The sequence below is a fragment of the Pseudomonas sp. MCal1 genome (assembly GCF_026341415.1).
Lineage (GTDB): Bacteria > Pseudomonadota > Gammaproteobacteria > Pseudomonadales > Pseudomonadaceae > Aquipseudomonas.
In genome coordinates this window covers 87,282-102,540 of the sequence record NZ_JAKUMP010000015.1, presented here as the reverse complement: position 1 = coordinate 102,540, position 15,259 = coordinate 87,282, and the positions used below count along the sequence as shown (strand labels likewise).

The following is a 15,259-nucleotide window of genomic DNA, read 5'->3' as shown; positions in this document are numbered from 1 at the left end:
CTGTGACGAATGGCTGTCAATCACCCTTTACGTTAACGTCAACTTGAGCGAGAGTAGAGCCAGTTCTGAATGGTCGGAGCTGCTGTAGCTCCGTTCCAACACCCACTAATAAAGACAATAGGGGTCGTCATGGATCAACCCAGTGCAAACCCGCAGCGCAGCTACACCCGCGGTTCCCAGGATAAAGCCTTGCTGGCGATGACCATCGGGCAGAAGTTCGACGAAACCGTCGCGCAGTACCCGGACGGCGAGGCGCTGGTGGTGCGCCATCAGCAGCTGCGTTACACCTGGCGGCAACTGGCCGACGCGGTGGATGTTCACGCCAGAGCCCTGCTGGCGTTGGGTTTGCAAGCCGGTGACCGGCTCGGCATCTGGGCGCCGAACTGCGCGCAGTGGTGCATCACACAGTTCGCCACCGCGAAGCTCGGTGTGATCCTGGTCAACATCAACCCGGCCTACCGCAGCTCTGAACTCGAATACGTGCTCAAGCAATCCGGTTGCCAATGGCTGGTCTGCGCCGGGGCGTTCAAGAGCTCCAACTATCACGGCATGTTGCAAGGCTTGCTGCCGGAACTGGCCGAGCAATCCATCGGCGAGCTGCACAGTGAGCGGCTGCCGGAACTGCGCGGTCTGATCAGCCTCGACCCACAGCCGCCTTCGGGTTTTCTTCCGTGGTCGCAACTGGCAGATCTGGCCGCCAGTGTCACTGCGCAACAATTGCGTGAACGCAGCGACAGCCTGCACTTCGATCAGCCCGTCAATATTCAGTACACCTCCGGCACCACCGGTTTCCCCAAGGGCGCGACCCTCAGTCACTACAACATCCTCAACAACGGTTACATGGTCGGCGAAAGCCTTGGCCTGACCGCTGTTGATCGCCTGGTGATCCCGGTGCCGCTGTATCACTGCTTCGGCATGGTCATGGGCAACCTCGGCTGCATCACCCACGGCAGCACCATGATTTATCCCAACGACGCCTTCGATCCGCTGCTGACCCTGAGCACCGTCGCCGAAGAAAAAGCCACCGCGCTGTACGGCGTACCCACCATGTTCATCGCCATGCTCGATCAGCCGCAACGCGCCGAGTTCGACCTGTCGACCCTGCGCACCGGAATCATGGCCGGCGCCACGTGCCCGATCGAGGTGATGCGCAGGGTCATCAGCGAAATGCACATGAGCGAAGTGCAGATCGCCTACGGCATGACCGAAACCAGCCCGGTCTCGCTGCAAACCGGCCCATCCGATGAACTGGAACTGCGCGTCACCACCGTCGGCCGCACCCAGCCGCAACTCGAAAGCAAAATCATCGACGAGGCCGGCAACCCGGTACCACGCGGCACGATCGGCGAACTGTGCACCCGTGGCTACAGCGTGATGCTCGGCTATTGGAACAATCCGCAGGCGACTGCCGAAGCCATCGACGCGGCGGGCTGGATGCACACCGGCGATCTGGCGAGCATGAACGACGAGGGTTACGTGTGCATCGCCGGTCGTAACAAGGACATGATCATCCGTGGTGGCGAAAACATTTACCCGCGTGAACTGGAAGAGTTCTTCTTCACCCACCCGGCGGTGGCGGACGTGCAGGTGATCGGCATTCCCTGCTCGCGTTACGGTGAGGAAATCGTCGCCTGGATCAAATTCCATCCCGGCCACAGCGCCACCGAACAAGAGCTGCAAGCGTGGTGCAAGGAACGCATCGCCCACTTCAAGACGCCGCGTTACTTCAAGTTTGTGGAGGAGTTTCCGATGACGGTAACAGGCAAGATCCAGAAATTCCGGATGCGCGAGATCAGTATCGAGGAGTTGCGAGAAAAGCAGGCCTGACGAAGATCGAATGTGGGAGCGAGCAAGCCCGCTCCCACAAGGGGGCGGCGGTGAAAACAGGAATCGTGGAAAGCACAAAGGGGAGCCGAAGCTCCCCTTTAATTTTGTCGTCGCGTGCTCTTTTTTATTATTGAGGGGCGGTCTGTTGTTGTTTTTGGCAACCGTGGCCCTTTACCGCTGTTTTTGGCGACCCCCATCCGGGGTCAAGAGCAAACGTATTTTTTTGAGCGCTGATCTGCTTTCTCGCCAGGCGATCCAACCGATTCGGGAGCTACCTTAAGGTAGTTTTATTGTTCTCTGCCCGGTTGCGGGTCATTCCGAGGAACACCCTGAAAAGCACACCTTCTCCAAAAAAATCTGTTAGCTGCGTTTCTGCCGTGTTGTTTTTGTTATGTCAGAGTCGGTACGTCTTATTTTTATTGGTTTGCTGCTTTTTATTCTTGTTATGCCATAGAGATAGCAGAAGCCGTGCCAACTTTTAAAAAACCTTATAAATCAAGGAGTTGAATTTTTTGAAGGATTTCTCCTTCAGGCAAAACCAGACAATTTGTTTCCGTGTTACTCGCCTATGCCCACGTTTCGGACGCAGCGGTAACACCTTCGCCCTCACTGTGCGCTACGGGCCTTGGCTACGCGCGAACCGGTAGGGCGACCCAGCACGGCACTGATCTGTTGGCCGGCGGCAATCAAGGCGTCGAGGTCGATACCGGTCTCGATGCCCAGGCCGTTGAGCAGATACACCACGTCTTCGGTGGCAACGTTGCCGCTGGCGCCCTTGGCGTACGGGCAGCCGCCGAGGCCGGCGATCGAGCTGTCGAACACCGCGATGCCTTCCAGCAGACTGGCGTAGATATTGGCCATGGCCTGGCCGTAGGTATCGTGGAAGTGGCCGGCGAGTTTCTCTCGCGGCACCTGCTTCGACACTACTTCGAACAGCCGGCGGGTGGCGCCTGCGGTACCGGTGCCGATGGTGTCACCCAGCGACACTTCGTAGCAGCCCATCGCGTACAGCTCGCGGGCCACCATGGCCACTTGTTCCGGCGCGACCTCGCCCTCATAAGGGCAGCCGAGCACGCAAGACACGTAACCGCGCACGGTAACGCCGTGCTGTTTCGCCGATTCCATGATCGGCGCGAACCGCGCCAGACTTTCGCTGATCGAGCAATTGATGTTGCGTTGCGAGAACGCTTCGGACGCTGCAGCGAATACCGCGACTTCCTTGACCCCCGCCGCCAGCGCATCTTCAAAACCACGCAGGTTCGGCGCCAGTGCGCCGTAGGTCACGCCGGGTTTGCGCTGGATCTGCGCGAACACCTCGGCGGAGCCGGCCATCTGCGGCACCCACTTGGGCGAGACGAAACTGCCGACTTCGATATAGCCAAGGCCGGCGGCGCTCAGCGCGTCGACCAGTTGCACCTTGTCGGCGACGCTGATGGGCTGGGCTTCGTTCTGCAAACCGTCACGGGGGCCGACTTCGATCAGGCGTACTTTGGAGGGGAGGGACATGGGCTGAACCTGCTCATTATCTGACTGTATCGAGAACCCTGTGGGAGCGAGCCTGCTCGCGATGGCGTTGGGTCAGTCAACATCAATACTGGATGTTCCGGCCTCATCGCGAGCAAGCCCGCTTCCACAGGAGATGAAGTGTGGCTGTTACTGCGCGACTTGCTGACTCTTGAGCGTCTGCTCCAGCGCCTGCACGCAGCGTTCTTCGGCGGTGTCGAGTTCCAGCTTCATCTGTTCGATGTCCAGCAATTGCTGCTCGAGCTGTTCCCGGCGTTCGCTGATTTTCGCCAGCATGCTGTTGAGTTGTTTGGTGTTACCGCTGGACGGGTCGTAGAGCTCGATCAGTTCGCGGCACTCGGCCAGGGAAAAACCGATGCGCTTGCCCCGCAGGATCAGCTTCAGGCTGACCTTGTCGCGCGGCGAGTAGATGCGTTCCTGGCCTCGGCGCTCAGGGCTGAGCAGGCCTTGTTCTTCATAGAAGCGGATCGCCCGGGTGGTGATGTCCAGCTCGCGGGCGAGGTCGGAAATGCTGTAGGTCTGGCTGCTCATGAAAGCGCTCGAAGAAGGGGCTTGGCGCTAAGCTAATGGCAGGTTGACGTTTACGTCAAGTGGCGGGCGCCTGCAGCTTGTCGAGCTTCTTCTCATGTGCCGTCACTTGCTGGCACAACTCGATCATCTGCTCGCGCATCCAGCGGTTGGCCGGATCCTGATCGGTGCTTTCATGCCAGTACAAATGGGTTTCAACCGGCGGCACATCGTTGACCGGCAGATTGAACGCATGCAGGTCATGGCGGCGGGCGAAACGCTCCGGCACGGTCATCACCATGTCGGTCTGCTGCAACACCTGGGACGCCATCAGGTAATGCTGCGAGCGCAGGGCAATCTTGCGCTGAATGCCCATCTTGCCCAGTGCCAGATCGACATGACCCAGGCCACTGCGACGGCTGGAAATATGAATGTGGGTCAGCGACAGGTAATCGTCGAGGGTGAATTTTTCCTTGGTCGCCAGCGGGTGGCCTTTGCGCATCGCGCAGACGTAACGGTCTTCCATCAGCTTGACGTGGCGTACCTGCGGGTCGGTGTTGAGCGGCGCATCCACGGCAAAGTCGAGACGCCCGGCGGCCAGTTCCTTGGTGGTTTCCCGGCGTTTGGACAGGAAGCTTTCGATGATCACCGTCGGCGCCAGACGACGCAGGCGCTGGAACAGCGGCGGCAGAATCACCGCTTCGGTCAGGTCAGTCATGCTGATGCGGTAGGTCTTGACCGCTTGCGAGGGGTTGAAAATCCGACTTTCCTGAACTGACACCCGCAGCAGCGACAGTGCGTTGCGCACCGGGCCGATGATGTTTTGCGCCATGGGCGTCGGCACCATGCCCTGAGCGGTGCGCACGAAGAGCGGGTCGTTGAAGGTTTCGCGCAACCGCGCCAATGCGTTGGACACCGCTGGCTGGGTAATGCCGACAATCTGCCCGGCGCGGGTCAGGTTGGCTTCGGTGTAGATCGCGTCGAAGACGATGAAAAGGTTGAGGTCGACCTTGCTCAGATTCATTACGCGGCTCTCTTGTTATAGGTGCTTGTTATAGATGGATGGCACGGGTCAGGGCGGCCAGGAAAATCAACCAATCATATATCGGTGATGAATGTTTATACACGCCGAGAATAGGCTAGGTAAATTATCAACGCTGTTCTAGCATCGATTGCATGACTTAAACAACCTGCCGAAAAAAGGTAATTGCTCATGGATTTCGCTTATTCGCCCAAGGTGCAAGAACTGCGTGAGCGCGTGACCGCGTTCATGGACACTTACGTTTACCCGGCCGAAGCCGTGTTCGAGCGCCAGGTCGCCGAAGGCGATCGCTGGCAGCCGACGGCGATCATGGAAGAACTTAAGGCCAAGGCAAAAGCCGAAGGGCTGTGGAATTTGTTTCTGCCTGAGTCGGAACTCGGCGCCGGCCTGACCAACCTCGAATACGCGCCATTGGCGGAAATCATGGGTCGTTCGCTGCTCGGTCCCGAGCCGTTCAACTGCTCGGCGCCGGACACCGGCAACATGGAAGTGCTGGTGCGTTACGCCAACGAAGAACAGAAGCAACGCTGGCTCGAACCGCTGCTGCGCGGCGAAATCCGCTCGGCGTTCGCCATGACCGAGCCCGACGTCGCGTCCTCCGACGCCACCAACATGGCCGCCCGTGCCGTGCGCGATGGCGACGAGTGGGTGATCAACGGCAAGAAATGGTGGACCTCCGGCGCCTGCGATCCGCGCTGCAAAATCCTGATCTTCATGGGCCTGAGCAACCCCGATGCGCCGCGCCACGCCCAGCACTCGATGATCCTGGTGCCGGTCGACACCCCCGGCGTGAAGATCATCCGTCCGCTGCCGGTGTTCGGTTACGACGACGCACCTCACGGCCACGCCGAAGTGCTGTTCGACAACGTGCGGGTGCCGTACGAAAACGTCCTGCTCGGTGAAGGACGCGGCTTCGAAATTGCTCAGGGTCGCCTTGGCCCGGGCCGAATTCACCACTGCATGCGTTCGATCGGCATGGCCGAGCGTGCACTGGAACTGATGTGCAAACGTTCGGTAAGCCGGACTGCATTCGGCAAACCGCTGGCGCGTCTGGGCGGTAACGTCGACAAGATCGCCGACTCGCGGATGGAAATCGACATGGCGCGTCTGCTGACCCTGAAAGCGGCGTACATGATGGACACCGTGGGTAACAAGGTCGCCAAGAGCGAAATCGCGCAAATCAAGGTCGTTGCGCCGAACGTCGCGTTGCGGGTGATCGACCGGGCGATCCAGATTCATGGCGGGGCAGGGGTCTCGAACGATTTCCCGCTGGCCTACATGTACGCCATGCAACGCACCCTGCGCCTGGCCGACGGCCCGGACGAGGTGCACCGCGCGGCAATCGGCAAGTTCGAGATCGGCAAGTATGTGCCGAAGGAAATGCTGCGTAGCGAGCGCTGATCCAGCACTTCAGCCCTGATCGTTCCCACGCAAAGCTCTGATCGAGGAGATCGCGGTGATCGTTCCCACGCTCTGCGTGGGAATGCATAACGTGACGCTCCGCGTCACAGTGGATGCGGAGCATCCATGGCTGCGTTACCACGCAGAGCGGGGGAACGATCAGTGGTTCGACGCTCAGTAAACCCACACCTCAACCCGCCGATTCTTGATCCGGCCTTCATCCCCGCTGTTGGTCGCCACCGGCATCAGCGCGCCAAACCCGCGCACTTCGCGCAGTACCACGCCGTTTTTCACCAGCTCCCGGCGTACCGCCATCGCCCGCAGCTTCGACAGCAAATCCGCCCGTGCCGGGTCGTCCTTGGCGTCGCCGAATCCCACCAGTGTTATCGCACGGTCAGTCTTGTCGTGGTGCTTTATATAGTCGAACACCCGGGCCAGATCCTGGCGGGCCTTGTTGTCGAGGCTGGCGCTGCCTTCTTCGAAGCGGAAGTTCACCGTCAGACGCTGGGCGTGGCGGCTGAGGGATTGATAACCCTCGGGCATCAGCGCATTCGGCGTGACGGCGATGGCCTGCACGGTCTGGGCGATAAAACCGTTGGCCGCGACAATTGCCTGACCCCGACGACTCTGCGCAAACTCCACCAAGGCCTTGGCCCAGGGATTGTTGCTGTCGGGTGGCAGATAGAAGAACAGCCGCCGCGACAGAGGATAGTCTTCAGTGGCGATCAGGCTGGCGAGTGGCAGCATCGCCTGGGATTGCCCGTCGACAATCGCCACGGCCTTGGCCTGACGCACGTAGGGCAGGCCGATGAAACCGATGGCCTGCGGGTCGGCACTGACGGCGTCGGACAACTGCTCGCTGGATTCAAACCGTTTCGCGGCATTGCTCAGGGATTTCCCACGACGGCTGAGAACCAATTCCTTGAACGTGTCGTAGGTACCGGACTGATCATCCCGCGCATACAGATGAATCGTCCCACCCTTGCCGCCGACGTCGTCCCACGTCTTCGCCTCGCCGCTGAAGATCCGCGCCAGTTGTTCAGTGTTCAATTGATTCAGCGGATTGGCGGGGTGAAGGATGATCGCCAGGCCGTCGATGGCGATGACCTGCTCGGCGTCAGGGCTTTTCAGATCGCCCCGGGCTTGCAGGTTCAGCAGTTCGCTGTCCTTGATCGGGCGTGACGAGGCGGCCAGATCGGCGCTGGCGTTCTTGAGTGCAGTGAAACCGGTGCTCGAGCCGTGGGCGGCGATCTCCACGACGACCCTTTGGCCTTGGGCCGTCAAGCCGGCGACTCGCTGTTCGTTGGCGGTGTCCGGCGTTTCGCTGTGGACTTTCAGCAGTCCCTGGTCTTGCAGCAGGCCTTCCACCAACGCCGGGCCGAGCGCCGCGCCAATGGTGTTGGAACCCTGGATGCGCAATACCGGGCCGTTCTCGGGAATGGGCAACGCCGCAACCTGCAGCCAGGCGCTGAGGAGAAAGACGAACAGAACACGCAGGGTCATGCCGGCACCGAATGCAGCCAAGGGGATTGCCGGGGAGATTAAGTCAGGCGCATGACCAAAACATTACAGCTGAATCAATGTGGGAGCGAGCTTGCTCGCGATTGCCGTGTGCCAGTCAAGCTTTTGCAGCCTGACACTCTGCTATCGCGAGCAAGCTCGCTCCCACAGGATCTCAGCTCAATTCAAGCCAGATCGGCGCATGGTCCGAAGGCTTTTCCATTGCGCGCAGTTCATAGTCGACACCGGCGGCTTTCACCCGTGGCAGCAAGCCGTGGGACGCCAGAATCACATCGATGCGCAGACCACGCTTCGGCTCGTCTTCAAAGCCACGGCTGCGGTAGTCGAACCAGCTGAACATGTCGGTCACGTCCGGGTTAAGGTGACGGAAGCTGTCGGTCAGGCCCCAGTTTTTCAGGCGGGCCATCCACTCGCGCTCTTCCGGCAGGAAACTGCATTTGCCGGTTTTCAGCCAGCGCTTCATGTTGTCCGGGCCGATGCCGATGTCGCTGTCTTCCGGCGAGATGTTGACGTCGCCCATCACCACCAGCGGTTGTTCATTGTGGAACTGGCTTTCCAGCAACGCCTGCAAATCGCTGTAGAAGCGCTGCTTGGCCGGGAACTTGGTCGGGTGGTCGCGGCTTTCGCCCTGTGGGAAATAGCCGTTCATGATTGTCACCGGCACGCCGTTGGCGTCGGCGAATGTGCCCCAGATAAAGCGTCGCTGCGCGTCTTCTTCATCGGTGGCGAAGCCTTTGTGCACGGCGATCGGTTCCTGGCGCGAGAGCAGGGCAACGCCGTAATGGCTTTTCTGGCCGTGGAAATACACGTGATAACCCAGGGCCCGCACTTCTTCCAGCGGGAACTGGTCGTCGTGGACCTTGGTTTCCTGCAGGCCGATGACGTCCGGCTGATGCTTTTCGATCAGCGCCGCCAGCTGATGCGGGCGGGCCCGCAGTCCGTTGATGTTGAAGGAAACGATCTTCATGGTCGGCAGTCCTGGCAAAAGGGCGATGCTAGCTGACATGTAGGATCTGGGCCAGCGTGGCGGTAGTCCATATGCGCTGCTAATGTCTTTCGGGTGTGGGAACGATCCCTTCAGCCCAAGGCTCGTATAACAAGAACGGGGCCTGTCGAGTCCTGTCCAGGGAGAATCACCGTCATGCCTGAAACCCAAACTGCCATCGCCGACATCCACATGCTCGACCGCGGCTATTCCCGGGAAGCGCGATCCCTTCTTTATCAGGCGTATCGCCACGAGCCGACTTTCGCTTATCTGTTCGAGGCCGAACGTCCGGGTTACGAGCAGCGGGTGCGCGCGACGGTGCGGGAACTGGTCAAACAGCATTTCCTGCAGGATCTGCCGGCTATCGGCCTGTTGGTCAACGACCGTTTGATCGGCATCGCCCTGATCGCGCCGCCGCAACGGCGTCTGGGCGTCACCGAGAGTTGGGCCTGGCGTCTGCGCATGGTGCTGAGCACCGGTTTTCGCTGCACCCGCCGTTATCTGGAATACCACGCCGCTGTCGAAGCCTGCGTGCCGACCGACTCGGTGCACATGCTGCCGCTGCTCGGCGTGCACCCACAATTTCAGGGCAAGCATTTCGGCGAACAATTGTTGCAAGCGGTGCACAACTGGTGCGCGGTGGACGAAAGCTCCCAAGGCGTGATCCTCGACACCGGCAACCCGCGATATCTGGAGTTCTACAAGCGTCAGGGTTACGAAGAAATCGGCGAAGTCGCTGTCGGCCCGGTGCGCGAGCACGTGTTTTTCCATGCCAACCCGCAGGTGTTACAAACTGCAACGGGATAACCATCGAACTTTTTCGGAAATTTCCTCTTCTATCACGCTCCCAAGCCCGTGATAGCATCCGCGCCTATGAAGTTTCCAGGAAGATTTACCAGTGGCGTGCTCATGCTGTTAACCAGCTGCGCGGCGCTGGCGCAAAGTGAATTGGATGTGCGGATCAAACCGTCCAACGATGAACTGAAAGCCAATATAGAAGGCTATATCGGCAGCCTCGGCGATCGTGACGAAGAAGCCTTGCAGCGCTTCAGTCGCGGCGCCGAAGAACAGGCGCGCAAGGCCGCCCAGGCCTTGGGCTATTACCAGCCGCAGATCGAAAGTGACGTCAAGGGCGGCGAAAAACCGCGACTAGTGCTGAACATCGATCCCGGCGAGCCGATCCGCCTGCGTAACGTGACCGTGCGCATCGACGGCCCGGCGGCCTCCCTCAAATCCTTTCGAGTCCCGAAAAGCGACGTGCTCAAGCCCGGCGCGGTGCTCAACCATGGGCGTTACGAAGACGCCAAGCGCCTGATTCAGAACCAGGCTTCGCGCTATGGCTTCTTCAGCGGTCGTTTCACCAGTCAGAAATTGATGGTCGATCCCCGCGCCGGGGTCGCCGACGTCGAACTGATCTACGAAAGCGGCCCGCGTTATGCGCTGGGCAAAGTCAGTTTTGAAGGCGACACACCGTTCGATGAAGACCTGCTGCAACGCATGGTGCCGTTCAAGGCCGGCGAGCCGTATGATTCCGAGCTGATCGCCGAACTCAACCGCGACTTGCAATCGAGCGGTTACTTCGAAGGCGTGCGGGTTGACGCCGCGCCGACCGCCGCGAAAAACGACGTGATCCCGGTGGACGTCAAACTCGATACCCGCAAGCCGCGCACCATGGGCCTGGGTCTTGGTTATTCCACCGACGTCGGCCCGCGAATCAAGGCCAACTGGACCCGTCACTGGGTCAATCCGCAGGGCGACAGTTATGGCTGGGAGGCCGAACTGTCCGCGCCACGGCAGAACGTCGGCCTGTTTTACGACATCCCGCTCGACCCGCCGCTGACCGACAAGCTGCGCTGGGCCGGCGGTTATCAATACGAGGACATCGACGGCTCCGACACCCTGAGCAAGCTGCTGACTTTCGGCCCGGAATGGCACAGCAAACTGCCGAGCGGCTGGCAGCGGGTCATCTCTTTGAAATGGCAGCGCGAGGAATACCAGCTCGGCGACGACTCCGGCCTGAGCACCTTGCTGATGCCCGGCGTCAGCTATTCCTACCTCAAGAGCGACAACCGCATCGATCCGCACAATGGCTATCGCCTGACCTTCGAAAGCAAAGTGGCAAAAGAAGGCCTCGGCTCGGACAACAACCTGGTTTACGGCACGGCGCTGGTCAAAGGCTTGACCACCGTGTTCGACAAGCACCGTTTGCTCGGTCGGGTGCAGGTCGGCGGCAGCGCCACCAACGGCTATAAATCGGTGCCGCCGTCGCTGCGCTTCTTCGCCGGTGGCGATCAGAGCGTGCGCGGTTACGACTATCAGAGCCTGTCCCCGGAGAACTCCGAAGGCGACCGCATCGGCGGGCGCTACATGGTGGCCGGCAGCGTCGAATACCAATACTCGATTGCCGAGAAGTGGCGCGTGGCGACCTTCGTCGATCAGGGCAACTCCTTCAACAAACTCGAACTGCCGAACCTCAAGACCGGGGTCGGTATCGGTGTGCGCTGGGTCTCGCCGGTGGGGCCGATCCGCCTCGACCTGGCCCACGCGCTGGACGACGATGGCGGCATCCGGCTGCACTTTTCCATGGGGCCTGAGCTGTGAAGCGTGGTTTGAAAATGTCGGCGCTGGCGCTGTTGTCGCTGGTGTTGCTGATGGTATTGAGTATTGCCGTTGTGCTCGGAACGCAGGCCGGCAGCCGTTGGGTGTTGGGACTGGTTCCGGGCTTGAGCGTCGACAATTTCCAGGGTCGCCTCGGCGGGCAGTGGAGCGCCGATCACCTGTTGTGGCAGCAGGACACCAGCCGCGTCGAACTGGACAAGCCGATCTTCGAATGGTCGCCGCTGTGCCTGACGCGCATGACGCTATGCATCGAACAGCTCAAGGCCGATACCGTCAGCCTGCAATTTCCGCCGAGCGAAGAAGTCACCGAAAGCGGTCCGATCAAACTTCCTGATCTGCAATTGCCCGTGGCCATCGAGTTGGGCGACGTGCAGGTCGGCAGTCTGCTGTTCAACGGCAGTGAAGAGCTCAAAGGCCTGCAACTGGCGGCGCACTGGACCGCCAAAGGCCTGCAGATCGACAGCGTGAAACTGCAGCGTGACGACTTGAGCCTGAATCTGTCCGGTCTGTTGCAACCGACCGGCAACTGGCCGCTGAACATCGCCGGTGATCTGACCTTGCCGTCGCCGGCTCCCGAGCCGTGGACGCTGGCGCTGAAAATCGACGGCGACCTGCTGAAAACCCTCAACCTGCACGCCGACAGCCGTGGCTACCTCGACGGCCAGTTGAGCGGCGAGCTGCAACCGCTGGTGGAAAACCTGCCGGCCAAAGTGCGGATCACCTCGGAGGCGTTCAAGCCGAGCGCCGATCTGCCGGACACCCTGCAATTCAATCAACTGGTATTGACCGGCGAAGGCGACCTGAAAAACGGTTACCAATTGCTCGGCAATGCGACGCTGCCTGCCGAGAAAGGTCCGGTGGCGTTGCTGCTCAAAGGCAAGGTCGACGCCAACGGCGCGCAGATCGCCGGCCTCGATCTGACGGCCAGCGACAAACAAAGCCTCAAGCTCACCGGCAATGTCGACTGGAGCAAAGGCCTCAGTGCCCAGGCCAATATCAACTGGCTGGATTTTCCGTGGCACCGGCTCTATCCGGAGATCGACGAGCCGCAGATCACGTTGCGTACCTTCACCGGCGAAGTCTCCTACACCGACGGTCAATACATTGGTAACTTTGCCGCCGCTGCAGATGGGCCGGCGGGGGCGTTCACCCTGAGCAGTCCGTTCAGCGGCAATCTCAAGCAGATCTTCCTGCCACAGCTGAAACTCGAAGCCGGGCAGGGCAAGGCCGAAGGCCATGTGAACGTGCAGTTCGCCGATGGCATCGCCTGGGACACCGCGCTGGAACTGTCGGCGCTCAACCCGGCGTATTGGGTCGCGGAATTGCCGGGCACGCTGGCCGGCCCATTGAAGAGCAAAGGCGAAATGAAGAACGAGCGCCTGAGCCTGAATGCCGACCTCGATCTGAAAGGCAAACTGCGCGGCCAGCCGGCGATCCTGCAAGCCAAGGCCGACGGCGCCGGCGAGCAGTGGAATCTGAATGCTCTGCAAATCCGTCTCGGCGACAACAGCATCAACGGCAAGGGCAGCCTGCAACAGAAGCTTGCCGGGCAGATCGATATCAAGCTGCCGCGTCTGGCCCAGCTCTGGCCGCAGTTGCGCGGGCAGATCAACGGTCGAGTCGATGTCGCCGGTACGCTGAAAGCACCGCAAGGCAAGCTCGACCTGCAAGGCTCGCAACTGGTGTTCCAGGACAACCGCCTGCAAAGCCTCAACCTCGATGCCACCCTCGACAGCGCGCAGCGGGCGAAAATCGATCTGAAGGGTAGCGGCATCCAGGCTGGCGACACGAACCTGGGTGTGTTGACCGTCAGCGCTCAGGGCGATATCAAAAATCAGAAGCTCAACCTCGACCTGCTCGGGCCGAGGCTGAAACTCGCGCTGGGGCTGGACGGCAACCTGGACAAAGGCAACTGGCGCGGGCGTCTGGCCAGCGGCGATATCCAGGCCGGCGGTCAGGACTGGAAGCTGCAAAACCCGGCGAAACTCGAACGTCTGGCCGACGGCAAGATCAACTTCGGCGCCCATTGCTGGATGTCCGGCAATGCCAGCCTGTGTGGCGAAGATCAGCGGTTGATGCCGGAGCCGAAGCTGCGTTACCACCTCAAGCAGTTTCCGATCGAAAGCCTCGCGCAATGGTTGCCGAAGGATTTCGCCTGGCAGGGCAAGCTCAATGCCGACCTGCAACTGGACCTGCCGGCCAGCGGCCCGAACGGCCAGATCAGCGTGGATGCCAGCGGTGGCACTTTGCGCATGAAGGAAAAGGATCAGTGGGTCGACTTCCCGTACCAGACCCTCAAGCTGACCAGCAAACTCACGCCCAAACGCATTGACACTGACCTCAATTTCGTCGGTGGCAAACTCGGTGAGTTGATGGTGCAGGCGCAGATCAATCCGCTGCCGAAGAACAAGCCACTCAGCGGTTCATTCCGTCTCAGCGGGCTGGACCTGTCGGTGGCGCGGCCGTTTGTGCCAATGGTCGAAAAACTTACCGGGCGCCTCAATGGCAGCGGCACGATTTCCGGCGGGCTGCTCGCGCCGCTGGTCAACGGCACCGTGCAACTCAGCGACGGCGAAGTGTCCGGGCCGGAGCTGCCGATCGAACTGCAAGCGTTGCAACTGCAGGCCGTGATCGCGGGAGAATCCGTGCAACTGAACGGCAGCTGGAAAAGCGGCAAGAGCGGGCAGGGCAGTCTGAGCGGCAACATCGCCTGGGGTCAGGCGCTGATGGTGGATCTGGCGCTCAAGGGTACGCAACTGCCGGTGACCGTCGAGCCCTACGCCAAGCTTGAAATGGCGCCGGACCTGAAGATTTCCATGGCCGGCGATGAACTGGCGATTGCCGGCAAGGTGCTGGTGCCCCGAGGCGAAATCACCGTGCGCGAGCTGCCGCCATCGACGGTGAAAGTCAGCGATGACACGATCATCGTCGGCGCGCAGACCGAAGAGGGCAAACCACCGATGGCCATGAAGATGGACATCGACGTGGTGGTCGGCGAGGACAAACTGAGCTTCGCCGGGTTCGGCCTGACCGCCAACCTGCAAGGTCACGTGCACATCGGCGACAACATGGACACCCGTGGCGAACTGTGGCTCAACGACGGTCGCTACCGCGCCTATGGTCAGCGCCTGACGGTGCGTCGCGCGCGTCTGCTGTTTGCCGGGCCGATCGATCAGCCGTATCTGGACATCGAAGCGATTCGCCAGACTGACGACGTGATCGCCGGTATTCGACTGAGCGGCAGCGCCGAGCAGCCGACTACGCAGATTTTTTCCGAACCGGCGATGAGCCAGGAGCAGGCGCTGTCCTATCTGGTGCTGGGGCGTCCGCTGAGCACCACCGGCGAGGACAACAACATGCTCGCGCAGGCGGCGCTCGGTCTGGGTCTGATGGGCAGTTCCGGGGTCACCAGCAGTCTGGCCAGTGATCTGGGCATTCAGGACTTCCAACTCGACACCCAGGGCAGCGGCAACACCACCAGCGTGGTGGCCAGCGGCAATATCTCGGAGAAGCTCAGTTTGCGTTATGGCGTCGGTGTGTTCGAACCGGCCAATACCATTGCCTTGCGTTACAAACTGAGCAAGAAGGTCTACCTCGAAGCCGCCAGCGGCGTGGCCAGTTCGCTGGACATCTTCTACAAGCGGGATTTCTAGCCCGCTTTTTCCATCGCCGGATTGCCTGATCGTCCCCACGCCCAAACACCTGATCGTTCCCACGCTCCGCGTGGGAATGCCTCAATGGACGCTCCGCGTCCGCTGTTGAATGGGACGCGGAGCGTCCCGGGCTGCATGCCCACGCAGAGCGTGGGAACGATCTCGTGCGGTCAGTTATCG

General features: G+C 60.6%; 10 protein-coding genes. 5 read left to right on the top strand and 5 right to left on the bottom strand.

Features of this window, described 5'->3' with window-relative positions; genetic code table 11:
* Window positions 1-129: 129 nt before the first annotated feature.
* Window positions 130-1,827 (top strand): AMP-binding protein, encoded by a 1,698-nt coding sequence (locus MKZ87_RS23455; protein ID WP_085703257.1) that lies wholly within the window; start codon window positions 130-132, stop codon window positions 1,825-1,827.
* Window positions 1,828-2,433: 606 nt separating this feature from the next.
* On the opposite strand, the gene MKZ87_RS23450 is transcribed toward MKZ87_RS23455, so the two are convergent.
* The 3 genes from MKZ87_RS23450 to MKZ87_RS23440 form a co-directional block, all read right to left on the bottom strand.
* Entirely contained in the window at window positions 2,434-3,333 is a 900-nt protein-coding gene (locus tag MKZ87_RS23450; protein ID WP_085703256.1) for a hydroxymethylglutaryl-CoA lyase, read from the bottom strand.
* A gap of 147 nt (window positions 3,334-3,480) precedes the next feature.
* Window positions 3,481-3,882, bottom strand: coding sequence for a MerR family transcriptional regulator (locus tag MKZ87_RS23445; RefSeq protein ID WP_007951507.1), 402 nt, complete (start codon window positions 3,880-3,882; stop codon window positions 3,481-3,483).
* Between the two features lie 55 nt (window positions 3,883-3,937).
* Entirely contained in the window at window positions 3,938-4,882 is a 945-nt protein-coding gene (locus MKZ87_RS23440) for a LysR family transcriptional regulator (RefSeq protein WP_011334997.1), read from the bottom strand.
* A 189-nt stretch (window positions 4,883-5,071) separates the two neighbouring features.
* Here MKZ87_RS23440 and MKZ87_RS23435 point away from each other — a divergent pair, with 189 nt between their 5' ends.
* Window positions 5,072-6,301: an acyl-CoA dehydrogenase gene (locus MKZ87_RS23435; protein WP_011334996.1), complete on the top strand. Its 1,230-nt coding sequence runs from the start codon at window positions 5,072-5,074 to the stop codon at window positions 6,299-6,301.
* A 174-nt stretch (window positions 6,302-6,475) separates the two neighbouring features.
* Here the strand turns inward: MKZ87_RS23435 and MKZ87_RS23430 are convergent, their stop codons facing one another.
* Together MKZ87_RS23430 and xthA are read right to left on the bottom strand one after the other, a co-directional pair.
* A complete protein-coding gene (locus tag MKZ87_RS23430) occupies window positions 6,476-7,804 on the bottom strand; it encodes a substrate-binding domain-containing protein (protein ID WP_085703312.1) in 1,329 nt (442 codons plus the stop codon).
* Between the two features lie 172 nt (window positions 7,805-7,976).
* The gene (gene xthA / locus MKZ87_RS23425) at window positions 7,977-8,789 is read right to left on the bottom strand and encodes an exodeoxyribonuclease III (RefSeq protein ID WP_085703255.1); all 813 of its coding nucleotides are present in this window, start codon (window positions 8,787-8,789) and stop codon (window positions 7,977-7,979) included.
* 174 nt (window positions 8,790-8,963) lie between these two features.
* On the opposite strand from xthA, the gene MKZ87_RS23420 reads away from it, so the two are divergent.
* The 3 genes from MKZ87_RS23420 to MKZ87_RS23410 all read left to right on the top strand — a co-directional run bounded on the left by MKZ87_RS23420 (window position 8,964) and on the right by MKZ87_RS23410 (window position 15,079).
* On the top strand, window positions 8,964-9,614 hold the full coding sequence (locus MKZ87_RS23420; RefSeq protein WP_007951503.1) for a GNAT family N-acetyltransferase: 651 nt from the start codon (window positions 8,964-8,966) through the stop codon (window positions 9,612-9,614).
* Between the two features lie 66 nt (window positions 9,615-9,680).
* Window positions 9,681-11,408: an autotransporter assembly complex protein TamA gene (locus MKZ87_RS23415; RefSeq protein ID WP_085699065.1), complete on the top strand. Its 1,728-nt coding sequence runs from the start codon at window positions 9,681-9,683 to the stop codon at window positions 11,406-11,408.
* A complete protein-coding gene (locus tag MKZ87_RS23410) occupies window positions 11,405-15,079 on the top strand; it encodes a translocation/assembly module TamB domain-containing protein (protein ID WP_085703254.1) in 3,675 nt (1,224 codons plus the stop codon). Before MKZ87_RS23415 ends, MKZ87_RS23410 begins: the two co-directional genes overlap by 4 nt.
* Window positions 15,080-15,259: the final 180 nt, after the last annotated feature.

Bases quoted from the DNA above. Each gene is read 5' to 3' on its own strand.
- MKZ87_RS23455 (WP_085703257.1), top strand. From the start codon at position 130: ATGGATCAACCCAGTGCAAACCCGCAGCGCAGCTACACCCGCGGTTCC.
- MKZ87_RS23440 (WP_011334997.1), bottom strand. From the start codon at position 4,882: ATGAATCTGAGCAAGGTCGACCTCAACCTTTTCATCGTCTTCGACGCG.
- MKZ87_RS23450 (WP_085703256.1), bottom strand. From the start codon at position 3,333: ATGTCCCTCCCCTCCAAAGTACGCCTGATCGAAGTCGGCCCCCGTGAC.
- MKZ87_RS23415 (WP_085699065.1), top strand. From the start codon at position 9,681: ATGAAGTTTCCAGGAAGATTTACCAGTGGCGTGCTCATGCTGTTAACC.
- MKZ87_RS23435 (WP_011334996.1), top strand. From the start codon at position 5,072: ATGGATTTCGCTTATTCGCCCAAGGTGCAAGAACTGCGTGAGCGCGTG.
- MKZ87_RS23445 (WP_007951507.1), bottom strand. From the start codon at position 3,882: ATGAGCAGCCAGACCTACAGCATTTCCGACCTCGCCCGCGAGCTGGAC.
- MKZ87_RS23420 (WP_007951503.1), top strand. From the start codon at position 8,964: ATGCCTGAAACCCAAACTGCCATCGCCGACATCCACATGCTCGACCGC.
- MKZ87_RS23430 (WP_085703312.1), bottom strand. From the start codon at position 7,804: ATGACCCTGCGTGTTCTGTTCGTCTTTCTCCTCAGCGCCTGGCTGCAG.
- xthA (WP_085703255.1), bottom strand. From the start codon at position 8,789: ATGAAGATCGTTTCCTTCAACATCAACGGACTGCGGGCCCGCCCGCAT.